The 23,781-nt window shown below is 67.4% G+C and carries 20 protein-coding genes; 16 read left to right on the top strand and 4 right to left on the bottom strand.

Features of this window, described 5'->3' with window-relative positions; translation table 11 throughout:
* Positions 1-281, bottom strand: a 281-nt coding sequence (locus JWN21_RS08980; RefSeq protein WP_299648655.1) for a transposase, incomplete at its 3' end; no start/stop codon positions are given.
* A 695-nt stretch (positions 282-976) separates the two neighbouring features.
* Entirely contained in the window at positions 977-3,262 is a 2,286-nt protein-coding gene (glf, locus tag JWN21_RS08975) for a UDP-galactopyranose mutase (protein ID WP_299648652.1), read from the bottom strand.
* A 299-nt stretch (positions 3,263-3,561) separates the two neighbouring features.
* Here glf and JWN21_RS08970 point away from each other — a divergent pair, with 299 nt between their 5' ends.
* The 4 genes from JWN21_RS08970 (at position 3,562) to JWN21_RS08955 (ending at position 7,762) form a co-directional block, all read left to right on the top strand.
* Positions 3,562-5,742, top strand: coding sequence for a family 1 glycosylhydrolase (locus JWN21_RS08970; RefSeq protein WP_299648649.1), 2,181 nt, complete (start codon positions 3,562-3,564; stop codon positions 5,740-5,742).
* An 11-nt stretch (positions 5,743-5,753) separates the two neighbouring features.
* Positions 5,754-5,936, top strand: a complete 183-nt coding sequence (locus JWN21_RS08965) for a DUF3606 domain-containing protein (RefSeq protein ID WP_299648646.1) — start codon at positions 5,754-5,756, stop codon at positions 5,934-5,936.
* A 57-nt stretch (positions 5,937-5,993) separates the two neighbouring features.
* Positions 5,994-7,046 carry an ATP-dependent DNA ligase gene (locus JWN21_RS08960; protein ID WP_299648643.1) on the top strand — a complete coding sequence of 351 codons (1,053 nt, stop codon included), beginning with the start codon at positions 5,994-5,996 and terminating at the stop codon, positions 7,044-7,046.
* A gap of 365 nt (positions 7,047-7,411) precedes the next feature.
* On the top strand, positions 7,412-7,762 hold the full coding sequence (locus JWN21_RS08955; protein WP_299648640.1) for a DUF3147 family protein: 351 nt from the start codon (positions 7,412-7,414) through the stop codon (positions 7,760-7,762).
* 9 nt (positions 7,763-7,771) lie between these two features.
* On the opposite strand, the gene JWN21_RS08950 is transcribed toward JWN21_RS08955, so the two are convergent.
* A complete protein-coding gene (locus JWN21_RS08950) occupies positions 7,772-8,179 on the bottom strand; it encodes a MerR family DNA-binding protein (protein ID WP_299648637.1) in 408 nt (135 codons plus the stop codon).
* Positions 8,180-8,241: 62 nt separating this feature from the next.
* On the opposite strand from JWN21_RS08950, the gene JWN21_RS08945 reads away from it, so the two are divergent.
* The 11 genes from JWN21_RS08945 (at position 8,242) to acs (ending at position 19,924) form a co-directional block, all read left to right on the top strand.
* Positions 8,242-9,009 carry a glutaredoxin family protein gene (locus JWN21_RS08945; protein WP_299648634.1) on the top strand — a complete coding sequence of 256 codons (768 nt, stop codon included), beginning with the start codon at positions 8,242-8,244 and terminating at the stop codon, positions 9,007-9,009.
* A gap of 80 nt (positions 9,010-9,089) precedes the next feature.
* Positions 9,090-9,374 carry a hypothetical protein gene (locus JWN21_RS08940; RefSeq protein WP_299648631.1) on the top strand — a complete coding sequence of 95 codons (285 nt, stop codon included), beginning with the start codon at positions 9,090-9,092 and terminating at the stop codon, positions 9,372-9,374.
* Entirely contained in the window at positions 9,371-9,814 is a 444-nt protein-coding gene (locus tag JWN21_RS08935; RefSeq protein WP_299648628.1) for a periplasmic heavy metal sensor, read from the top strand. Before JWN21_RS08940 ends, JWN21_RS08935 begins: the two co-directional genes overlap by 4 nt.
* A complete protein-coding gene (locus tag JWN21_RS08930) occupies positions 9,811-10,380 on the top strand; it encodes an RNA polymerase sigma factor (protein WP_299648625.1) in 570 nt (189 codons plus the stop codon). The genes JWN21_RS08935 and JWN21_RS08930 overlap by 4 nt, the downstream gene beginning before the upstream one ends.
* 1 nt (position 10,381) lies before the next feature.
* Positions 10,382-10,546, top strand: coding sequence for a hypothetical protein (locus JWN21_RS08925; RefSeq protein WP_299648623.1), 165 nt, complete (start codon positions 10,382-10,384; stop codon positions 10,544-10,546).
* The gene (locus JWN21_RS08920) at positions 10,543-10,881 is read left to right on the top strand and encodes a nuclear transport factor 2 family protein (protein WP_299648620.1); all 339 of its coding nucleotides are present in this window, start codon (positions 10,543-10,545) and stop codon (positions 10,879-10,881) included. The genes JWN21_RS08925 and JWN21_RS08920 overlap by 4 nt, the downstream gene beginning before the upstream one ends.
* 60 nt (positions 10,882-10,941) lie before the next feature.
* On the top strand, positions 10,942-12,180 hold the full coding sequence (locus tag JWN21_RS08915; RefSeq protein WP_299648617.1) for a TolC family protein: 1,239 nt from the start codon (positions 10,942-10,944) through the stop codon (positions 12,178-12,180).
* Entirely contained in the window at positions 12,177-13,823 is a 1,647-nt protein-coding gene (locus JWN21_RS08910) for an HlyD family efflux transporter periplasmic adaptor subunit (RefSeq protein ID WP_299648614.1), read from the top strand. The genes JWN21_RS08915 and JWN21_RS08910 overlap by 4 nt, the downstream gene beginning before the upstream one ends.
* Positions 13,824-13,829: 6 nt before the next feature.
* Positions 13,830-16,943: an efflux RND transporter permease subunit gene (locus tag JWN21_RS08905; protein WP_299648611.1), complete on the top strand. Its 3,114-nt coding sequence runs from the start codon at positions 13,830-13,832 to the stop codon at positions 16,941-16,943.
* Between the two features lie 24 nt (positions 16,944-16,967).
* Positions 16,968-17,468, top strand: a complete 501-nt coding sequence (locus JWN21_RS08900) for a DUF305 domain-containing protein (protein WP_299648607.1) — start codon at positions 16,968-16,970, stop codon at positions 17,466-17,468.
* Between the two features lie 524 nt (positions 17,469-17,992).
* Positions 17,993-19,924 carry an acetate--CoA ligase gene (acs, locus tag JWN21_RS08895; protein WP_299648604.1) on the top strand — a complete coding sequence of 644 codons (1,932 nt, stop codon included), beginning with the start codon at positions 17,993-17,995 and terminating at the stop codon, positions 19,922-19,924.
* 252 nt (positions 19,925-20,176) lie between these two features.
* On the opposite strand, the gene JWN21_RS08890 is transcribed toward acs, so the two are convergent.
* Complete coding sequence (locus JWN21_RS08890; protein WP_299648601.1) at positions 20,177-22,765, bottom strand: M1 family metallopeptidase; 2,589 nt, start codon at positions 22,763-22,765, stop codon at positions 20,177-20,179.
* 75 nt (positions 22,766-22,840) lie between these two features.
* Here JWN21_RS08890 and JWN21_RS08885 point away from each other — a divergent pair.
* Positions 22,841-23,781, top strand: a 941-nt coding sequence (locus JWN21_RS08885; protein ID WP_299648598.1) for a nitronate monooxygenase family protein, incomplete at its 3' end; no start/stop codon positions are given.

Here is a 23,781-nt window from a genome sequence, read left to right as displayed (position 1 = left end):
GCGTCGATCATGACCGTCTTGGGCTCGGCGTCTGCCGTAGCCAGCCCCTCCATCATGCGGGCGAATACGCCTCGCTCGCCCCAGCGCTTCCACCGATTGTACAGCGTCTTGTGCGGGCCGTAGTCCTTCGGTGCGTCTCGCCACCGCAGCCCATTGCGGTTGACGAAGACGATGCCGCTCAGCACCCGTCGGTCATCAACCCGCGGCCTGCCGTGACTCTTGGGAAAGAACGGCCGCAGGCGCTCCATCTGCTCGTCCGTCAGCCAGTACAGGTCGCTCATCCGCAGCCTCCTTGCGGAGCCTGAATCAGATCGCGACGATCACATCAATGGGTCCTGACCCTAGCCTCCACGCCTTCGGCAATCGCGGCTCGCCTGGCAGGTTCAGCTACCTGCTGCCGCAGGATCAGCCAGCGCGACGGGGCGAGCTTACAAATGACCGCTGGGACCAAAGCACCCGGGACCTGCTTTTCACTCCGAGAGAGCCGAGCGACGGGCCTGATCCCGCCATCGGCGCCAAGGACGTCGGCGTTGAGGGTGGCGATCCGATCGAGGAAGAGCAACAGGGGCGCTCCGTCATCGGCGAGCGCCGGGATCGTCCTCCGGGTGCTGGATGGTAGGCATCGGCTTTTCGTCGGCACGGACGCGATAGGGTCCGCGGAAATTCATCGCGAGCATGCTGATGCTCCTTCTGGTTGCGGTGTCTAGGCGGTGTTGCCATTCATGGTTCGAGCGACGCGCGTATTCGCTTCCCACTTGCAGCGATCACCCATTCCCGAAGCGGTCTCGATACTGGCCAACCCCGCGACCGGACGCACGGAGCAGGGCACCGCCGGCACATAGATCGCGCGTCCGCACCAGCCGCACATGACGTGGCCTCGATCCGTAGGCGGCGTCGCCCAAGGCAGTGCCTGGGGTTGAGACATGGCGATCCTGACGTGAACGGCGTGTAATGGTCGATGCTCGAGCGGCTCGGCTCACTGTCTGACGGTCTGTCGCAGCGGTGCGGTGCGTTGCGGGCGCGAGGCGGACGTCGCCGGAGCCAGCATGAACGCAGCCTCCTTGTTTTTGGCCAGCTTGCCGGCGAGGCGGCGGTACGTCGCCAGGGCCTGCCCGACCACCTGGTCCATGTTATAGTAGCGATAGGTCGCCAACCGCCCGACGAACGTGACGTCGGGCTGCGCGATCGCCAACGCCTCGTAGCGTTTGAACAGCGCCTGGTTCTCCTCGCGCGGGATCGGATAGTAGGGATCGCCGACGGCACTCGGGATCTCGAAGGTGATGCTGGTGCGCGGCGACTGCTGCCCTGTCAGATATTTGTACTCGGTGATGCGCGTATGCGGCACGGCTTCCGCCGGGTAATTGACCACCGCGACGGACTGGAACCACTCGCGATCGTGCGACTCGTGGCGGAACTGCAGCGAACGATACGGCAGCTTGCCGTAGCGATGGCCGAAATACTCGTCGATCGGTCCGGTGAAGACCAGATGATCGTGCGGATAGGCCGCGCGCGCGTCTTCGTAGTCGACACCGAGCAGCACATCGATGTTGGGATGGTCGAGCATCCGCTCGAACATGCGCGTATAACCCTCCAGCGGCATCGCCTGGAACGTGTCGGTAAAATACCGGTCGTCGGTATTGGTGCGGGTCGGGACACGCGCTGTCACGGACTTGTCCAGTTCCGACGGGTCGATCCCCCACTGCTTGCGGGTATAGCCCTGGAAGAACGTCTCGTAGAGTTCGCGTCCCACCTTGGAGATCACGACGTCCGCCGAGGTGCGCACGGCTTCGACCGGTTCGGCGCGACTGGCGAGAAAGGCCTCGGCTTCCTCATCGGTGGCGAGCGACAGATCATAAAGCGCGTTGAGCGTGGTCCGATTGATCGGCATCGGCACCAGCTTGCCGTCCACATCGGCCAGAACGCGATGCTCATAGGGTCGCCAGTCGGTGAACCGCGACAGGTAGTCGACCACGTCAGCTGAGTTGGTGTGGAAGATGTGTGGCCCGTACTGGTGCATCAGGATGCCCGCATCGTCGTACCGGTCGTAAGCGTTGCCCGCGACATGGGGTCGCCGGTCGACGACCAGCACGCGTTTGCCGCCCTGCGACGCCAGGCGTTCGGCCATTACAGCGCCGGCGAAGCCCGCGCCGACCACCATTACGTCATAGCGAACGGGCGCGGTCACCGGCCAGACGGTGGGCGACACAATCGGCTGCACGTCGCCGTGCGACGCGATGACCGCCTCGATCAGATCGTTCATGCGCGCGAAGGTTTGATCCCAGGAAGTCTCCGCCAGCATGGCATCGGCGGCGTCGAGCCACGCACCGTCGGGGCGCAACGTCAGCGCCTCCTCGCAAGCCGCGACGAACGAGGCCGGACCGTCGGCAATACAGACACCCTCAAGTCCGCCATATTGCCGCACGACATCCGCGATCGGGGTGGATACGACCGGACAGCCGGCGGCGAGGTATTCTGGTGTCTTGGTCGGGCTGATGAAGCGCGTCGCCTCGTTCAGCGCGAACGGCATCAACGCGACGTCCCAGCCACGCAGATAGCGCGGGAGCTCGGCGTAGGACTTAGCTCCAAGATAATGGATATTGGCGCGTCGCGGCAGGTCGTCCGGCGAGATCTTCACTACCGGGCCGACCATGACGATCGACCAGTCGGGATGCGCATCCGCAAGGGCAGCGACGAGATCGAGGTCCAGCCGCTCGTCGATGACGCCGCAATAGCCCAGCCGGGGTCCCGGAACGCTCTGTTGCTCGTCGGGCACTGGCCCGGCTTTCCGCGCGGTGGCGAAATGCGACACGTCGACGCTCGACGGGAACAGATGGACGTTCGGGTGCCGGTCGCGCTTCGCGTCGAACAAACTCCGGCCGCCGGTGAAGACGAGGTCGGCTTGGTCGAGCAACCGGGCCTCCAGTTCGACCAGCCCGGCGGGGGCGTTCCTGAAGCCACTCAGTTCGTCCATGCAGTCGTAGACGACGCAAGCGGCCGGGATCCCCTGAGAGACCGGCAGCATCATCGGCGTATAGTACCAGCGCACGATCGGCTGCGGGATGTCGGCCATCCGTGCACTCAACAATGCCCGAACCGCATCGTCCGCAGCCTCCTCGGCCAAGGCGGCGGGAAGCACCGGCGTCAGAACGATCACGCCCGTGGCCGGGCAGATTACGCTCCGCAGCTCGGGAACGCTCGCATCGGCGGAGCGGATCGGCTCTTCCCAGAACAGCACGGGCATTGCCCGAGCAAAGCGGCTCATCAAATGCTGCGGCCTCTGGAACACAAAGTCCCATCGCAGGTGACTAAAGCAGATCAAGGTCGTCGTCTCGGTAGTTTCAGCCCGCCGTGCAACGTCGCTCCCGAGAACCGTATCAGACATCGACCTACTGCCTCTCCGATGAGAAATCCCAGCTGAAAAACTAGTCTGTCGTCAAAAGTATCCGGCGCTAATCCAGGTGAATCGCTTTTGTTGCTTTGACAATTATCAAGACGCGGTGTGGGAACCTTGCGTTGGCAGTTTGATTAAACCTGGCCTGCTCTGATTCCATAGGCGCGCTGATGAAGGCACTCGAACTCTGGGGCGGTCCGGAATGCACGCTCAACCGCGTTGGCGACGGCTATCGCGATCAGTTTGGGGATCTGGGTCACTACGCACGAGACGGCGACCTCGCTCTATTCGCCGAGCTTGGCGTCACCGCGCTGCGCTATCCCGTGCTGTGGGAGCGGGTCGCCCCGGATCGTCCGGACGAGTGCGACTGGCAATGGCCGGATCGTCAGCTCCATCGGCTGCACGCCGCGGGCATGCGGATCATTGCGGGCCTGATCCACCATGGCAGCGGGCCGCGATACACCGATCTGCTCGACCCCAGTTTCGCGACCGGCCTCGCCTTGTTTGCCGCCAAGGTAGCGCATCGCTATGATTGGGTGGAGGATTGGACGCCGGTCAACGAGCCGCTGACGACGGCTCGGTTCTCCGCTCTGTACGGCCATTGGCATCCCCACCATCGTAGCGAGCGGTCATTCTGGCACGCGCTGATTAATCAGGTGGATGGCACCCGCCTGGCGATGCGCGCGATCCGGCGCGTCAATCCGAAGGCGCGGTTGATCCAGACCGACGATCTGGGCCGAACCTACGCCACCGTGGCGATGCGCGAGCAGGCGGCCTTCGACAATCAGCGGCGCTGGATGGGATGGGATCTGCTGTGCGGCAGGGTCACATCGGATCATCCGTTCTGGAAGCGGCTGACGGCGTTCGGGCTGGAGGACCGACTGCGGGCGATCGCCGACGATCCCTGTCCTCCGGACGTCATCGGGCTGAACCACTATTTGACCAGCGACCGCTTCCTGGATCACCGCCGTCAGCGCTATCCGGCGACCACGCATGGCGGCAACCACAAGGTCCGCTTTGCCGATGTCGAAGCACTGCGCGTGCTCGAGCCGCCGCCGCCCGGACTGTCGGGAGCGGTGCGCGAGGCATGGTCGCGGTACGGCATCCCGATCGCGATCACCGAAGTTCACAACGGCTCCACGCGCGACGAGCAGATGCGCTGGATCGCGGCCGCCTGGGATGATTGCCTCGCGCTGAGAGCGGAGGGGGTAGAAGTGCAAGCAGTGACCAGCTGGTCGCTGCTCGGTAGCGCGGGGTGGAACACCCTGCTGCGCGAGCCGGGCATTTATGAAGTCGGCGCCTACGACGTCAGCAGCGGAAGCGCGCGACCCACCGCCGTGGTGCCGCTGCTGCGAGGACTGGCCGCGCAACAGCCTCGGCACCCGGTCCTGGCTGGGGCGGGCTGGTGGCAACGGCCCATCAGGCTGCTTCACGAACCCGCGTTCCGGCCAGCTCCCATGCTCGAACATGCGAGGGGGCGCAGCGTCGCCAATGGGCCGGTCCCTCCCCCCTTGATGATCTGCGGCGCGACGGGGACGCTGGGACAGGCGCTCGCACGCGCCTGTGCGCACCGCGACATCGCCCATGTGCTGACCGACCGAGCCGCGCTGGACCTAGCCGACGAGGCGAGTGTCGCCGCCGCGCTCGACACGCATTCGCCCTGGGCGGTGATCAATGCGGCTGGCTGGGTGCGCGTCGACGAAGCGGAGGAGCAGGAAGCCGCCTGCCGACAGGCGAACACCGTGGGCCCGATCGCGCTGGCGCGCGCCTGTGCCGAGCGGAACATAGCAACCGTCAACTTTTCCAGCGATCTGGTGTTCGACGGGAGCAGGAGTGGCTATGTCGAAACCGACGAGCCATGCCCGCTCAATGCGTATGGCCGCAGCAAGGCGGCGATGGAGTGCGGCCTCCTAGACCTCCCCGGGGCTCACCTGATCGTCCGCACCGCAGCGTTTTTCTCGCCGCATGACCGCCATAATTTCGCGGCCGCCCTCGTGCGTGAGCTGGGAGCGGGGCGACCATTCCGCGCGGCGCGTGACGAGATAGTGTCGCCAACCTTTGTCCCGCACCTGGTCGACCGTGTGCTCGACCTCCTGATCGATGGCGAAACGGACATCTGGCATCTCGCCAACGACGACGCACTGTCATGGGCGGATTTCGCGAAGTGCCTAGCGAAGGCTTGCCGGCTGGATGAGGGGCTGGTCGTCGAGGTCGACGGTATCCATCTCACCCGCGCCCCACGCCCACGCTCCGCCGCACTCCGGAGCATCAAGGGACAGGGGCTGGGGTCGCTGGCGGAGGCGATCCAACATTTTGCCCAGCACTGCGCCAGCCGTTTCGCAATCGCCTAGAGGAGAGCATGATGAGCGACGACAAGATGAACCGGGGTGAGCCCGACCGGAGCCGCGTTGCAGCCGGTGAGGAGTATGAGGTCGGGTATTTCGCACGCAAGCATGGCATTACCGCCGAGCAGGCGCGTGAACTAATCGACCGCGTCGGCAACGACCGGGACGCGCTCGATGCTGCCGCAGCCAAGCTAAAGTAAGGCTCGCAGGTCGCAGCCGACGATGCCGCGACTCGGCATCGCTCTTGGGCCGACCACATGAGCTGGAGCATGATGGTTCCGCGCGATCTCGCACCCATGGAAGCCAAGCTGGTCGGCGAGTTGCCGGACGGCCCTGGCTGGCAGTTCGAGCCCAAGTGGGACGGCTTCCGCGCCCTGGTGTACCGCAACGGCGACGACGTCGACATCGTGTCGAAGTCGGGCAAGTCGCTGGCCCGCTATTTTCCGGAGATCGAGGCGCTGGTCGCAGCTGTCGCGCAGGATCGGTTTGTCCTCGACGGTGAGCTGATCCTGCCGGTGGGCGACATATTGTCCTTCGATGCCCTCCAGGCGCGCCTCCACCCGGCGGAGAGCCGCGTCAGGAAGCTTTCGGTCGAAACACCGGCGCAGCTGATGCTGTTCGACTGCCTGCAGGATGGTGACGACGACTTGCTCACCAAGCCGCTGGTAACGCGCCGTGCGGCATTGGAGGAGTTCCATTTTCGTCACGGCGGGGCGTCGTTGTTACTTTCACCCTGTGGCGACCTCAATGCCGCACGGTCTTGGTTGGTGCGGAGCGGCGGGGCGCTGGACGGGGTGGTTTCCAAGCGGCTGAACGAGCCGTACCGCGCAGGCGAGCGCGCAATGCTCAAGGTCAAGCAGCACAGGACTGCGGACTGCGTCGTTGGCGGCTTCCGGCGAGCGAAGGATGGCAGCGGCGTCGCCTCCCTCCTGCTCGGGCTTTACGACAATGCCGGTCGCCTGAACCATGTCGGTTTCACCTCCGGAATAGCGGCCGGCGAGCGTGCCGCACTTGCGGAGCGGCTCCGGCCGCTGATCGAGGCGCCGGGGTTCACGGGCAAGGCGCCTGGCGGCCCGAGCCGCTGGAACAACGGCGAAGAGAGCGCGTGGGAGCCGTTGCGCAGCGAATTGGTCGCCGAGGTGCTCTACGATCAGGTCACCGGTGCGCGTTTTCGCCATGGCACGCGACTGCTGCGCTGGCGGCTCGACAAGGCTCCTGCGCAGTGCACGATGGACCAGCTCGCTTATGAATTGCGGCCGGCCGAACTGGAGACGCTCGACCACCAAGCTGCCGGCTCGCCCAAACGATAGTAACAGGGCTCCGACGCTGGGACCAGAAATACGCGGTGAGAGGCCGATTCGTGCCTTATGCCGGCGAACTGCGCCTGCAGATCGACGCGACCGACACGCAGCGCGGAATTATTTCCGGTGACAGCCTTTTCTACGACTTCGCAGCGATGCGAGGCCGTTGTGCATTGAGTGTTCCCCGACTTCTCCTTTCAGCGACTGCTTGAGCTTAGGTGCCGCTTGGGGCCTGGGATCGGGGCTGGCCTCTAAGTGGACGCCCGGGACCACTTGTCAGTGTTCGAGAGCGTTGTTTCGTTCATGGCGACCAGGTTCCGACCGAACCGGCTACCGATCTGGCGGGTTTAGCGACGGCGACATAGGATGCGCGCATGCTCTACCTCGCTGCCAAGGCCCTGATCTCCGGCATCCTCATCGCGGTTGCGTCCGAAATCGCAAAGCGTCAGCCCGGCTTCGGAGCGCTGATCGCCTCTCTTCCTCTGGTGTCCGTGCTGGGCATGATCTGGCTCTGGCACGACAAGCCCGATGCGCAGAACATGGCTGATCATGCCGGCGCAACCTTCTGGTACGTGCTTCCCTCGCTGCCGATGTTCCTGCTCATACCGCTCCTGCTCAAGCGCGGCGTGCCGTTCTGGTGGGCGCTCATCGCTGGCTGCCTGCTGACGATCGCGCTGTATCTGGCGATGACCTGGATCGGACCGCGGTTGGGTCTTCGCCTCTGAGGCTCCGGTTCAGGCAGCGTCGAACGCGGTCAGGATCGGACACGGTCCGGCAGAGCCGGCCCCGCACTCTTCCGCCAGCCGGGTGAGCGCCGCCCGCGCCGACACCATCTCGGCGATGCGCGCGTCCAGCGCCGCGATCTGCGACCGCGCCAAGGCGTTGACCCGGGTCCGATCCTCCGTCGCGTCCAGCATAAGTAGTTCGCGAATCTGCTCCAATGTAAAGCCGGCCGCCTGTGCATAGCGGATGAAGCGGAGCCGTCGCACGTCCTCTGGCCCGTAGCGTCGAATGCCACCGTTTGCGCCGGCGCCGTTCGGTCGCTCCGGCGTGGCGAGCAGACCTCGGCGCTGGTAATAGCGCACCGTCTCGACTCCCACGCCGCCCTCGCGCGCGAAGCCCGCAATCGTTGTTGTCGTCATCGCTTGACTCCGTACCATAGTACCGACTCCATATGGGAGCGGTAACGGACCGGAGAAGCACGATGACGACCGCCCCCGCCAAGCAGGCGACGATCTATCGCATGGTAATGCCGGGACACACTTGCCCGTATGGGCTCAAAGCGACCGACCTGCTGCGTCGCCAGGGCTATACCGTCGACGACCGTTGGCTGACGACGCGCGAGGAGACGGACGCGTTCAAGGCGGAGCACGGGGTGCAGACGACGCCGCAGACCTTCATCAACGGCGCACGCGTCGGCGGCTATGACGATCTGCGCCGCTTCCTCGGCAAGCCGGTCCGCGATCCCAGGGCGCTCACCTATCGGCCCGTGATCGCATTGTTCGCGATGACCGCGCTGATGGCGCTGGCTACCAGCCACGCTGTGCACGGCACGCCGGTGACGGTGCGTGCAGCCGAGTGGTTCATCGGTTTTTCGATGTGCGTCCTAGCGCTGCTCAAGCTGCAGAACCTCGAGAGCTTTTCGAGCATGTTCCTGAATTACGACCTGCTTGCCAAGCGCTGGGTGCCGTACAGCTACCTCTATCCGTTCGCGGAGGGCGGCGCGGGCGTGCTGATGATCGCCGGCGCACTGACCTGGCTGTCGGTGCCGGTGGCTTTGTTCATCGGGACGATCGGGGCGGTGTCGGTGTTCAAGGCCGTCTATCTCGACAAGCGCGAGCTTAAATGCGCGTGCGTCGGCGGAGACAGCAACGTGCCGCTGGGTTTCGTCTCTCTGACCGAGAACGTGATGATGGTGGCGATGGCGCTCTGGATGATCGCCGCGCCCGCCGCGCTGACGATGAGGCACTAGCGCAGTGGCGGTTTGGGCGACCGAGCGAGGGTTCGACCGATCGCGCCCGTATAGGTCATGTGCGTGTCTGGAGCCTTGCCATGAATGACGATCTGGATCGGCTGATCGAGCGGCTGCGCGCGCAGCCCTTGCCGGACCGGCTGAATCGTGTCGAGGGCGACGTCCTGCGTCGCATCCGTGCGGCGCGCCCGACGCCTGCGGTCGTGCCGGTGTGGCGCGCTGCGGCGGTTGGTCTTGCGCTTGCGGCGGGCCTCGGCGTCGGCGGTGCCGCGACGGCCGTTGGTTCACAAACCGCACGGTCTGCAAGCGGCCTCATGGACGCCTCTAAACTCGCGCCCTCGTCCTTGCTGGGTGGAGGCGAATGACGGCGCAGCGACGATCGCTGGTGCTGACGCTCGTGCTGGCCTTGCTCGCAGGACTGGCGGGCGCGTTCATCGGGCTCCGCCTCGATCAGGCAGCGCCGGCGAAAGGCGACGCACTGCACCGCCTCCTGCATGACGGCCTCGATCTGTCCGACGCGCAGGAGCGTCGGATCGAGGCGGAGGAGAAACTCTACGCGGCGCGCAGGGCGAGCCACGAAAGCGGGGTCCGGGAAGCCAATGCCGGGCTGGCGGCGGCGATCAGGCTGTCGCGACGCGACGGTCCCGAGGTCCGGCGCGCCGTCGATCTCGTGCATGCGCGGCTGGGCGCGTACCAGCGCGAAACTGTCGCCCACATCTTCAGGATGCGCGTCGTCCTCACCCCCGAACAGGCGGTGAAGTTCGACGACACGGTCGCCGACGCGCTGACCAGCGATGCTCGGTGACCCTCAGCGGCGATCCGGGCGAGGCTGCCCTGCTCGTCCGGGCGGTGCGCGGCGACGAACAGGCGTTCGCTCAGCTGGTGACGCGGCACAAGGCGTCGCTTTATGGCTATATTCGCCGCTTCGTCGGCAATGCTGAGGACGCCCAGGATCTGCTTCAGCAGACTTTCCTCTCGGCATGGCTCGCGATCGAACGGTTCGATCCCGAGCGGCCCCCCGGTGCATGGCTGCGAACTATCGCGCGAAACAAGTGCCGCGATCATGGCCGCAAGGCTCTGGGCAGGCGCCTGTTGAAGTTCGCGGACTGGGGCCGGGCGGCGGAGCAGGTGGTCGACACGCGGGCGACCCCCGAGGAACGCTGGATCGACGACGAGGGGCTGGGCGCGGTCGATCGTGCGGTCGCTTCCCTGCCGCGCGCGCTCAAGGAGCCGCTGCTGCTGACCGCATTCGAGGGTCTCAGCCAGGCGGAGGCCGCGCAGGAGCTCGGGATCAGCGTCAAGTCGGTAGAGACGCGCCTCTATCGCGCTCGGCGCAGGCTGGCGGACACTCTGAAGCTGGAGGGGCATTGATGTGAGCAGATACGTTGTCGCGAGCATCGTGACCGTGGCGAGCCTGTGGACCTGCGCCCCCGGCTTCGCCCTACAGGCGGCGTCGGCAAGTCGGTCTCTGGTCGCGCACGAGCAAGCCGCCAAGGTGTCGCCGCTTTCCACGCGGCGCTCGGTCGCGGCGACTTGACGAGCGTAGCATCGCTGCTGGCCGAGGACGCGCTGATCTATGAGAGCGGCGGCGTGGAGCGCGGCAAGGCCGAGTATGCGTCGCACCATCTGCCCGCCGACGCGGCGTTCGCGAAGGCCATGCGGCGAGCGGTGCCCCGCACCGCGGGGCCCGCGGATGGCGACATGGTCTGGGTCGCGAGCGAGGCGAGAAGCACGGGGACGTACAAGGGCAGAAGGATCGCCAGGGTCGGCACCGAAATGATGATCCAGCGCCGCGCGGGCTCGACCTGGCGCATCGTCCACATCCACTGGTCGGCCGCTGCGCCGAAGAAGACCCCCGACGCCGCCAAATGAAGCGCGCGAGGGATCGCTCCCTGCCTTGCGTATAGCAGATATGCACGACGGCCAGAGATCATGATCGCGTTCGGATGTCGCCGGCTGGCTGCGATCGCGATCGTACTGGGCGCGGGGTTTGCCGTGCCGACGACCGCCGGCGTGGCTCAGGAGGTCACCGCCGAGGCTCCGGCCGTCACGACCCTGCGCGAGGCCAGCGAGCGCGCTGCGCTGCTGTTGCCCGATCTCGCCGCAGGCCAGGCGTCGCGCGATCAGTTCGCGGCGCAGCGCCGCGCCGCGCGTGGACCGTTCGTCGGGCCGCCGGTCGTATCGGGCAACATCGAGATCGGACGCGATGGCATCGGCGAACAGGAAGCGGGCATTTCGGCCGGCCTTCGCTGGCCCGGAGAGGGGCGCGCCGCGCAGCTTTCGGCCGACCTCGGGCGCGACGTGGTCGACGCAACGCAGGGTGCCGCGCGGCTCGCGTTGGCGGGCCAGGTGCGGGCGGCATGGTGGGCGCTTGCCTCGGCACGTGCGGCCGTTGCTGTCGAACGCGCGCAAGCGGGGGTCGCCGATCAGGAACTGGTGGCGGTGACGCGGCTGGTCGACGCGGGCGTCCAGGCACGTCGCGACCTGCTGCTGGCACAGGGCGAGCGCGCGGCCGTGCGCGCGCGACTGTCGGCTGCGGAGACCGATGCCGTGGGCGCACGGGCTGCCTACGAAGCGCTGGCAGGACGCCCCCCCGAGGCTTTCCCCGCCGAGGTGCCAGCGGTGTCGGGCATCGGCATCGACGAACATCCGGAGATGCGCGCCGCGTCGGCACGCGCGGCAGCGGCCGAGGCCAACGCGGCCGCGCTGCGCTTTGGCTCCCGCCCGCGTGTCAATGGCAGCGTCGGCGTGCGGCGTGAGCGCGGCGGGGTGCGCGACGAGTATGCCAGCGCGCTGCTCGTCGGGATCGGCGTGCCGATCGGCCGCGACTATACGGCCGCGGCGGCGACGGCGGGTGCGCGTTCCCAGGCGATCCGCGCGACGGCAGAAGCGGTGCTGGTGCGCCGCCGGCTGGTGGCCGAGCGCTCGGCGGGGGAGCAACGGCTGGCCATGACGCGCCGCGCCGCGCAGGAAGCGCGGCAGCGCCGCGACGTGCTGTCGGAAGCACTCGCCTTGACCGAGCGCGGTCGGCGCGAGGGCGAGCTTGGCTTCATCGAGGCGCTGCGCGCGCGGCAGGCGCTGTTCGCCGCCTCGCGCGATCTCGCGGTCGCAGACGTCGCGGCCTCGGCGGCGATTTCGACCTTCAATCAAGCCCAGGGGGTGCTCCCGTGACCGTTCGATCCCGGCTCGCGCGGCTGGCCGCGCTCCTCCTCCTCGCCGGGTCTGCCGCCGGGGCGCACGAGGGCAAGGACCATGCGGAGGAACCCGCGACCACCACCACTGCGGCGCAGACGAGCGGGCGGATGATGGCACAGGGCGGCGGCGTCGAGCTGGTGGCGGCGGCGCAGGGGCATGACCTCACCATCTGGCTCGACCGCTGGGCCGATGGGACGCCGGTCACGAACGCCCGGATCAGCGTGACCGTCGACGGCCGAGCGATCGAGGCACGCGCGATCGACGGCACCTACATTCTTGACGCGCCCAGCCTCGACACGCCGGGCGCGCACCGCCTGTCGTTCGCAGTCGATCGCGCCGGCGCGATACAGACGCTTGCCGGGACGCTCGATGTCGCCGCGCCTCTCGCGGAGGTTGGGTCGTCCGGAGTGCCGTGGCGGACGATCGTGCTGGCCTTGCTTAGTCTGGGGATCGTCGCGGGCGCGGTACTGTTGTGGCGCTCGCGGCAGCGCGGATCGGCGATCGGGCTGCTTCTCGCCGTGCTGCTGATCCCCGCCGCCCCGCCCCTGCTGGCGCATGAGGGCGAGGATCACGCGGAGGAGGAAGCCGCCGCGACCGCCGGCGGTGCGCGACCGGCCGCCGCCAACGGGGCGGCGGCACGATTCGCGGACGGCGTGATCGTCGCGCTCAAGCCGCTGCAGCGCATTATCGAATTGCGGACACAGGTCGCCGCCGCCGGTCAGGCCACGCCCACGCTCGCCCTGACCGGCCGCATCATCGCCGATCCGCAAGGTGGCGGCGTCGTACAGAGCACTACCGGCGGACGCGTCCTGGCTCCGGGCGGCCTGCCGCTGATCGGCCAGCGCGTGCGCGCGGGCCAGGTGCTCGCCACGATCGAGCCGCCGATAGACGCGGTCGGCCGGACCGAGATCGCCGTCCAGCTCGCCGATCTCGATCAGCAGATCGCGCTCGCCGCCAACCGCGCCGCGCGCGTGCGACGGCTGGAAGGCGTCGTCCCGCATCGCGAGATCGAGGAGGCGCAGATCGCACTGTCGGGCTTACGCAACCGCCGCGCCGGGCTCGGCCAGGCGCGCTTGGTTCGCGAGACGCTGGCGGCACCGATCTCGGGCATCGTGGCCGCCGTACCGGTCCGGGTCGGTCAGGTCGTCACCGCCGAGACGATCCTGTTCGAGATCGTCGACCCCGCGCGGCTGTTCGTCGAGGCCAACATCTTCGATCGCCGCAGCATCTCGGCGGGGTCGCAGGCCTTCGGACGCGCGGCGGACGGGACATCGTTCGGGCTGGTGTTCGCCGGCGCCGGTCTCGCCGACCGGGGCAGTGCCGGTCAGGGGCAGTTCCGCGTCGTCGATGCGCCGCCCGGCCTGCGCGTCGGCGAGCCGGTGACGATTGAGGTTTCGGCGGGCGCGCCGGTGGCGGGCGTCGTCGTGCCGCGCGCCTCGGTGCTGACCGGCGACAACGGCCTCGCGTCGGTGTTCATCAAGCAAGGCCCCGAACGGTTCGTGTCGCGCCCGGTGCGCACTGCGCCGCTCGATGCGACCCGCGTCGTCATCCTGTCCGGGGTCCGCGTCGGCGAGCGGGTCGTGACGACGGGCGCCAGCCTCCTGTCCCAGGTACGTTAGCCGGCCATGTTCGACCGCATCGTCGCCTTCTCCCTGCGCAGCCGCGTGCTGATCCTGATTGCGGCTATCGCGCTGGTGGTGCTCGGGATCCGGTCGGCCAACCAGCTGCCCGTCGACGTGCTGCCCAACCTGAACCGCCCGGTGGTGACAATTCTGGTCGAAGCGCCGGGCCTGGCCCCGCCCGAAGTCGAGACGCTGGTCGCGCGCACGATCGAGACGGCGATGAGCGGCGTTCCGGGCGTCGAGCGAGTGCGATCCGTGTCGGGCATCGGCCTGGCGGTCGTCTATATCGAGTTCGGCTGGGCCGAGGAGATCTATCGCGCGCGCCAGCAGGTCAGCGAGCGGCTCGCGCTCGTCCGCGAGCAGCTGCCGCAGGGCATCGCGCCGCAGATGGGGCCGGTCACCTCGATCATGGGCGAGATCATGCTCGTTGCGATTCCCTATGGCGGGGCCAGTCCGATGCAGGCGCGCGAGGTCGCCGATTTCCAGATCAGGCCGCGCCTGCTGACCATCCCGGGCGTGGCGCAGGTCATTCCAATCGGGGGCGAGGTGCGGCAATATCGGGTCGCGCCGGACCTGCCGGCGATGCGCGCCGCCGGGGTCGCGCTCGCGGAGGTGGAGAGCGCGCTGCGCTCGTTCGGCACCAACACCGGCGGCGGGTTCGTCGACCAGTTCGATCAGGAATATCTGATCCGGAACGTCGCGCGGACGACGCGGATCGAGGATCTGCGGGCGCTGGTGGTGGCCGACGGCGCGTCCGGTCCGGTGCGCCTTGCGCAGGTCGCGGCCGTCGACTTCGCCGCCGCCTTTCGTCGCGGCGACGCCGGCTATGGCGGTCGCCCCGCCGTGGTCGTCGCGATTCAGAAACAGCCCACCGCCTCGACCATCGCGGTGACGCGGCAGGTCGAGACCGCGCTCGCCGAGCTCGGCGCGGGCCTGCCCGCCGGCATGCAGGCCGCGCGCGTGCAGTTCCGTCAGGCGGACTTCATCGAGGCGTCGATCGGCACCCTGACGACCGTGCTGATAGAGGCCGCGATCGTCGTTGGAATCGTGCTGTTCGGGTTCCTGCTCAACGCCCGCACCACCGCGATCTCACTGATCTCGATCCCCGTCTCGATGCTGATCACCGCGCTGGTGTTCCACCTGTTCGAGCTGTCGATCAACACGATGACGCTCGGTGGCATCGCGATCGCGATCGGCGAGCTGGTCGACGACGCCGTGGTCGACGTCGAGAATGTCTACCGCCGGCTGCGCGAGAACGCGGCCCGGGCAATCCCCAAACCCGTGCTGCGCGTCATCGCCCACGCAACCGGCGAGGTGCGGTCGGGGATCGTCTATGCGACCGCGATCATCGTTCTGGTGTTCCTGCCGCTGTTCTTTCTTGGCGGGGTAGAGGGCCGGTTGTTCCAGCCGCTGGGCGTCGCGTACATCGTCGCCATTCTCGCCAGTTTCGTGACGTCGATCACGCTCACGCCGGTGCTCTGCTCGTATCTGCTGCCCTCCCTGGCCGCGCGGCGGGCGGAGAAGGAGTCGGGCCTCGTGCGTGCCCTGAAGGACGGCAACCGGCGGCTGCTCGACTGGGGTTTCCGGCATGTGCGCCCGATTCTGAGCGCGAGCGTTGCCGTCAGTCTCGCGGCAGTCGTCGGCGCAACTCTGCTGCCACGCGCGTTCCTGCCGCCGTTCAACGAGGGCAGCTTTGTCGTCAATCTGCTGCTGGAGCCCGGCGTTTCACTTGAGCAATCGAGCAAGCTCGCGGCGACGGCGGAGCGGCTGTTGCTGACCATCCCCGAGGTCGCCAGCGTCAGCCGCCGTACCGGCCGCGCCGAGCTCGACGAGCATGCCGAGGGGGTGTTCTACAGCGAGATGGACGTGGCGCTGAAATCATCGGGGTCCGATCGGGATGCGGTCGCGCAGGCGATGCGCGCCAAGCTCGACATTCTCCCGGGCTCCGTCAGCGTCGGCGCACCCATTGGCCACCGGCTCGACCATCTGCTGTCGGGCGTTCAGGCCCAGATCGTCGTCAAGATCTTCGCCGAGGATTTGGCGGCAGCTCGCGCGCTGGCCGAACAGCTCCGCGCAACCATCGCCGACGTGCCGGGCATCGTCGACCTCCGCGTCGAGAAGCAGGTGCTCGTGCCGCAACTCGACTTGCGCGTCGATTACGCGCGCGCCGCGTCGTACGGTGTAACGCCCGCCGCCGTGTCCGACGCGCTCGCAACGCTGTCTGGCGGTGAACGCGTCAGCCAGATCGTCGACGGGTTGCGGCGCTACGACGTGGTCCTGCGGCTCCCTGACAACGAACGCACGACGGCGAAGCTCTCGAACCTGCTGATCGAGACGCCGCGCGGTCCGGTGCCGCTGTCCAACATGGCCGACATTCGCGAGACCGAAGGCCCGAACCAGATCCTGCGAGAGGACGGCAAGCGTCGCATCGTCGTCTCCGCCAACACCGTACCCGGCGCGAACCTGGGCAACATCGTCGCGGCGGTGGAGACCGAGGCCGCCCGGCTCCGCCTACCTCCCGACGGCTTCGTTCGCGTCGAGGGTCAATACGAAGCGCAGCGACAGTCCACGATCACGATCGGCGGATTGGCGCTGATCTCGTTCGCGCTGATCTTCGCGCTGCTCTTCTCGCGCTACCGCTCGGCGGTGCTCGCGCTGATCGTCATGGCCGGGGTGCCGATGGCGCTGGTCGGATCGGTCGTGGCGCTGTGGATCGCGGGGCTGCCGCTGTCGGTCGCGAGCATGGTCGGCTTCGTGACCCTCACCGGGATCGCGTCGCGCAACGGCATTCTCAAGATCAGTCACTACATCAACCTCGTCCTGCATGAGGGCGAAAGCTGGGGCGACGCGATGATCGTGCGCGGCACGCTGGAACGGCTCACGCCCGTGCTGATGACCGCGCTCGCCGCGGGGCTCGCGCTGGTGCCGCTGCTGATCGACGGCGAGGCACCGGGCAAGGAGATCCTCCACCCGGTCGCGGTGACAATTTTTGGCGGGCTGCTGTCGGCGACGTTGCTCGACGCGCTCGTCACGCCTGTCCTGTTCCGTCGCTTCGGCCGCGCGCCGCTCGAGCGTCTGACGACCTCGGCCGAGCCGGGCAGCACCACGCATTTCTGACCTCTACTGACGAAGGATCCTGACATGAAGACCTTGACCTTGGCGCCGCTCGCGCTGCTGATCGCCGCCGGGTGCTCGCAACCCGGTACGACCAACACCGCCGACGCTGTGCCTTCCGAGGCCACCACCAACACGACCAAAGCCGCCGACGTCGCCGCCAACCCCCGGCCCGACAGCTCCATCATCGACGAGTCCAAGCCGCACGAGCATACTGCGGAAAATGCGCATCCCGAGCCGATGGACATGGCGATGGTGACCCCGGCCGCCGGCGACTCCGCCGCAACCAAGGGCTACAAGCAGGCGATGATGAAGATGATGCAGGGCACACCGCCCTACACCGGCGACGCCGATGTCGACTTCAACAAGCAGATGCGCATTCACCACCTCGCCGCAGTTGACATGGCGCAGGTACAGATCGCGCACGGTACCAACCCGGAATCGAAGGTGCTCGCCCAGAAAATCGTCACCGACCAGCGTCGAGAGATCGCTCAGATCGACGCCTGGCTTCAGAAGCGGGGACAGTAGTAGCTCAGTGTCGGCCGGCTCGGCATCACGGTCGGAGTGGGGCGCACCAACGCGAAAAAGAGGACGCGACTTTCTGCTAAGACGCTCAGCCTGCCGGCGACCTTGGCTGCCGAGAAGCGCCGGGCGATCTCCTCATGTGAGTTCACGGCATTGACGTAGATGATGTCGCCGGCATGTTCGACGTCGAACCCGGCTCCAACTGGCGCCCGAACCGACCGCGCACGCGATTTGAATCCCCCAACGATGTCTTGCCAACACCCGGCACGGCCGCACGGATTGTCACTGTACCACGCTCAACCATTAACCCGCGCTCGCCAGCCGGGGCAACGTGGACTTGTCGAGGACCGTGGCTGAAGACGTAAGCGGTTGGCGGTGTTCCATCAGGGGCGATGCGACGTGCTGGCCGCATGCGAGACAGGGCCTCTTGATCAGCGGGCCATTGGTTCGAGCCCAAGTGCGTCCACCATTCCATTCGTCGCGGCGCTTCTGCTAGTCTCACAACCTCGGCCCATCGCGGAGTGGACATGACGGAGCAGACTTTCCCGGTTCCACCGATGTGGGCTGCCAAAACGCGGATCGACGCGGCCGAATACGAGCGCCGCTACGAACAGTCCGTCAGCAGCCCTGCGCGTTTCTGGATGGAGCAGGCGACACGGCTCGATTGGGTCAAATCACCGACGATCGCGGGCGACTGGGCGTTCGGCGAGAAGAACTTCCACATCCGCTGGTTCGCCGACGGGGTGCTCAATGCGAGCGTCAATTGCATCGATCGTCACTTGGCCGAGCGCGGCGATGCGGTGGCGCTGATCTGGGAGCCGGACGAGCCCGGCGAGGAGCCGCGCCGCTTCACTTATCGCGAGCTCCACCGCGAGGTTTGCCGCTTCGCCAATGTCCTCAAGGCAGAGGGAGTCGCCAAGGGCGATCGCGTCACGATCTACCTGCCGATGATCCCCGAGGCGGCCTTCGCGGTGCTCGCCTGCGCGCGGATCGGGGCGATCCATTCCGTGGTGTTTGGCGGCTTCTCGCCAGACGCGCTGGCGGGGCGCATGGAGGATTGCGGATCGAGGCTGGTCGTCACCGCCGATGAGGGTCGGCGCGGTGGCCGGCGCGTGCCGCTCAAGGCCAATGTCGACGCCGCGGCCGAGCGTGTCGCTATCGAACGCGTCATCGTCGTGCGCGCGACCGGTGCGGACGTGCCGATGCACTCACGCGACCGCTGGTATCACGACGCGGTCGCCGGTGTCGCCGACGATTGCCGGCCCGAACCCATGATGGCGGAGGACCCGCTGTTCGTCCTCTACACCAGCGGCTCGACCGGTAAGCCCAAGGGAGTGCTGCACACCACCGCCGGCTATCTGCTCTGGGCCGCGTGCACGCACGAATGGTGTTTCGATTACCGCCCCGGCGACGTCTGGTGGTGCGCCGCCGATATCGGCTGGGTCACGGGCCACAGCTATATTCTCTACGGCCCGCTCGCCAACGGCGCGACGACGTTGATGTACGAAGGCCTGCCGAACTGGCCCGACGCCAGCCGCATCTGGCAGATCGTCGATCGGCATCAGGTCCATACCATCTTCACCGCCCCCACCGCATTGCGCGCGCTGATGAAGGAGGGCAGCGCCCCCGTGCAGGCGACCAGCCGCGCCTCGCTGAAGCTGCTCGGCACGGTCGGCGAGCCGATCAACCCGGAAGCCTGGCGCTGGTATCACGAGGTCGTCGGTGAGGGCCGCTGCCCGGTCGTCGACACCTGGTGGCAGACCGAGACCGGCGGGGCGATGATCGCTCCCCTGCCCGGCGCCACCCCGCTCAAGCCCGGCTCGGCCACCAAGCCCTTGTTCGGGATCGTCCCGCAGCTCGTCGACGAGCACGGCACGGTGCTGACCAAGGCGGCACAGGGCAATCTGGTTATCAGCCAGAGCTGGCCCGGCCAGATGCGCGGCGTCTGGGGCGATCCCGAGCGGTTCTTCCAGACCTATTTCACCACCTATGAGGGGAAGTATTTCACCGGCGACGGCTGCCGTCGCGACGAGGACGGCTATTACTGGATCACGGGCCGAGTCGACGACGTCATCAACGTGTCCGGTCACCGCATGGGCACCGCCGAGGTCGAGTCGGCTTTGGTGCTCCACCCCCACGTCGCCGAGGCTGCCGTCGTGGGCATGCCGCACGGCGTGAAGGGCCAGGGCATCTACGCCTATGTGACGCTGAACTCCGACGTCGCGGCGAATGCCGAGCTGCACGGCGAGCTGCGCGCCTGGGTGCGCCAGCAGATCGGCCCGATCGCGACGCCGGACGCACTGCAGTTCGCGCCCGCGCTGCCCAAGACCCGGTCGGGCAAGATCATGCGCCGCATCCTGCGCAAGATCGCGGAAGGGGATGTTGCGAACCTGGGCGACACGTCGACGCTGGCGGACCCGGCGGTGATCGACGATCTGGTGGCGGGACGGGTGGCGTAGAGAATACGAGCTAGACCTACCGCCTGCGCAGCAGGTGCTTGAGCAGTGAAAAATGCAGCGTGGTTGATGCCCTCCCCGGCGACGGGCACCCATCAAAGTAATACTTTGATGGGACCCGAAGCCGGGACCTAGTCCGCGGCGCGGCCGGCTGGACCCCGGCGTTCGTCGGGGAGGGCTGTTTCTGCAATGAAGGCCTTCATCTTCGGGGTGACGATAAGAAGACCCTCACCTTCCACGCGCTCCACGAGCACCTTAACCTCCCACTCCCAACCATCGCGCCGTCGCTGGCCGCAACTGGTCCGCGGCCGCCTTGCGCACCGAGATCGCCGTCAAGGCGCGCATCGCGCCGCCGCGTGCCGCGGCCGGCTGCTGCTCGGCGAGAGCGTTGATCTTGGCCGGCATTGCCGGGTTCGTCGATCCCGCGCCAAGACTTGGGATGAATCCAGCGCGCGAGCTCTCCTCGACGAAGCTATCGACCAGCGTCCGGTTCGCCACCGCCCAGTCGAACGCGACATCCGGATGCGCATTGGCGAGACTGCGCAGCAGCGATGCCTTTTGCGGAGGCGTGATCTTGTCCGTCCGCAGCAGCGCGAGCGCGCGGCGCGCCACGGCCTCGTCGCGTGCCACGCCGAGCAGCACAACGAAGCGGTTCTTCGCGACCGGGCTCCTTTCCGCTTCGGTCAACGCGAGCAGCTGGTCCCAATCCGCCGCCGTCGAGTTGATCGCAAAGGTGCTGAGGATGGGCGAACGGATGGCGGGCGGGATCGCTGTCGGATCGGCCGCCAGCCCGGCAACATAGCGCCGCGCGCGCGCCACCACGTCCGGCTCGCCGGCCGCGCCTAGTGACGCGACCAGCGTCTCGCGCAGATTGGTGACCCGCGCCGGCTCGCCCGTGCGCTGCTCCCAGCCGATCCGGCCCAGCACGGGTCCGAGCGACGCCCGTGTCCGCGCGCGGAGCGGCTCCAGCAGCGGCGTACCACGAAACAGACTGCGCAGCGTGCTCATGCCCCCGGCGACCGAAGCCCATTCGAACGCATCGGCGTTGGGGCGCACCTGACCGGTCACCGCAAAGTAGCGCGACAGGTCCTGATAGCCGCCTGCCGCGAGTGCGAAGTCGTCGCCCATCAGCCCCAACCTATCGAGCAGCGGCAGCCGCTGATACCCCCGCACCAGCGCCGCGTGTCCGGGTTCGTCATACTGGACGCGCGCGTAGCTCCCCTGCCCGCTGTTCACGACCAGCGGCCCGCAACCGCGCACGCTGACGGCCTGCGGTGCAGGACCCGACACGCTCGTCGTCGTCGCGCGCGCGCCGCCCACCGTCGCCAGCACCAGCGGCACCTGCCAGGTCTGCGTTGCCTTGGATGCAGCATCCAGCCCGAACCGTCCCTGGCTCAGCCGCGCGGTGGTCGTTCCCGCCCGGCAGGTGGCGCCCGCGACGGTGATCAGCGGCACGCCGCCCTGCCGCGTAAATCCACTGGCGATCTCCGCGACCGGCCGCCCCGACGCCGCCGCCAGCTCCGCCCAGAGCTGGTCGGTGACGGTGTTCCCATATTTGTATTTCGCCATGTAGCGGCGGATTCCGTCGCGGAACTTGTTGCGGCCGAGCGTCGACTCCAGCATCCCGATCACCGCCTGGCCCTTGAGGTAGGTGATGCTGTCGAACGCCTCGCTGATCTGCGTGACGTTCTCGATCGGGCGGATCACCGGGTGGGTGGCGGCCGTCGCATCCAGCGACATCGCGCCTTCGCGAGTCGCGGTCACTTCGGTCGCCTCGGCGCCCCAGCTCGGGTTGAGATCGGCCGACGCCCTGCCCTCCATCCAGCTGGCAAAGCCCTCGTTCAGCCACAGGTCGTCCCACCATTGCATGGTGACCAGATCGCCGAACCATTGGTGCGCGATCTCGTGCGCGACGACGGTGAAGATTCGCTCGCGCCCGCTTTGCGAGGTGCGGACGGGGTCGACCAGCAGCTCGTTTTCAAAATAGAAGATCGCGCCCCAATTCTCCATCGCGCCGAAGAACTGCGACGAGCCTGGTCCGGCGATCATGTCCAGCTTGGGCAGCGGATAGGGCTGGCCGAAATAGTCATTGAAATAGGCCAGAAGCCGCTTGCCCTCGGCGAGTGCATAGTCGCCCTGTGCCGAGACGCCGCGCCGGGTGACGACGCCGATCTCCGTCTTGCCCGCCATCACCGTCTTGCGTTCCAGGTCGCCCATGCCGAGGAACAGCAGGTAGCTGGACATGACCGGGCTCTCGCCGAACCGATACAGCTGCGTGCCGTCGCCGTTTTTGGTGATCGAAGCGACGGGCATGTTGGACACGGCGAGCTGTCCCGCAGGCGCCACCGTCGACAGCGTGAAGCGCGCCTTGAACGCGGGCTCGTCCCACATCGGCGCGAAGCGGCGCGCATCGGGCGCTTCGAACTGCGTCGCCAGCATCCGCGCGGGCGTGCCGTCGGCGTTGGTGTAATCTATAGCGAACAGCCCGGCGGCCGAACGATTGATCTTGCCGCGCCATTCGAAGCCCAGCGTATGCCGCCCCGGCGTCGCGGGCGCGGGTAGTGTCACCGTCAGCAGCTGCGCGTCGGCGTCCAGCTTCACCGGCACCGCCTTGCCGTCCCAGGTGGCCGTCGTGATATCGAGGTCGGCCGCATTGAGCGTCACCGTCCGCGTCGCCTCGCGCACATCCACCGCGATCCGCTCCTGACCCTTGAACGCCAGCGTCTTCGCATCCGGGCTGACGGAGATGTCGTACGAAACCGGCACCACGTCGCGCGGCAATTGACCCACGGCGAGCGCCGGCGCGGACACGGTCAGGGCGAGTGCGACGGCGTACGACTTCATGACTTGCTCTCCTGTTGTGAGGTCACCCTAGCCGCCGTCGCTGGACAGCGGAACAGGTTGCGCTACAAAACCGGCATGTCACTCCCCGCCATTTTCGATCGCCTGAGGTTGCCCGTCATCGGGTCGCCGCTGTTCATCATCTCTGGTCCCGAGCTGGTGATCGCGCAGTGCAAGGCGGGCATCGTCGGCTCGTTCCCCGCGCTCAACGCGCGGCCGCAGGCGTTGTTCGACGAGTGGCTGCACCGCATCACCGAAGAACTGGCCGCGCACAACCGCGATCATCCCGACCGGCCCGCCGCGCCCTATGCGGTCAATCAGATCGTCCACAAATCCAACGACCGGCTGGAGGCGGACCTCGCCACCTGCGCGAAATGGCAGGTGCCGATCACCATCACCTCGCTGGGCGCGCGCGCGGAGCTGAACGACGCGGTCCATGCCTGGGGCGGGATCACGCTGCACGACGTCATCGACGATCGTTTCGCGCACAAGGCGGTCGAAAAGGGCGCTGACGGCCTGATCGCGGTCGCGGCGGGTGCGGGCGGCCATGCCGGGCGGCTGTCGCCGTTCGCGCTGATCCAGGAGATCCGCCAGTGGTTCGGCGGACCACTGGCGCTGTCGGGCTCGATCGCAACCGGCGACGCGGTATTGGCGGCGCAGGCGATGGGCGCTGACCTCGCCTATATCGGGTCGGCCTTCATCGCGACCGATGAAGCCAACGCCCAGGCCGACTACAAGCAGGGCATCGTCGACGGCAAGGCGGCGGACATAATCTATTCCAACCTCTTCACCGGCGTTCACGGCAATTACCTGCGCGGCTCGATACAGGCGGCGGGGCTCGACCCCGACAACCTGCCCGAAGGCGACCTGAAGACGATGGATTTCGGCGGCGGCAACTCGGCCAAGCCCAAGGCATGGCGCGACATCTGGGGTTCGGGCCAGGGCATCGGCGCAGTCAGCCAGGTGGAGCCGGTCGCCAACCGCGTGGAGAGGTTGAAGCGGGAATATGACGCGGCGAG

This window comes from Sphingomonas bacterium (assembly GCF_028292945.1).
Taxonomy (GTDB): Bacteria; Pseudomonadota; Alphaproteobacteria; order Sphingomonadales; family Sphingomonadaceae; genus Sphingomonas.
This window is presented reverse-complemented; position numbering and strand designations above follow the sequence as displayed.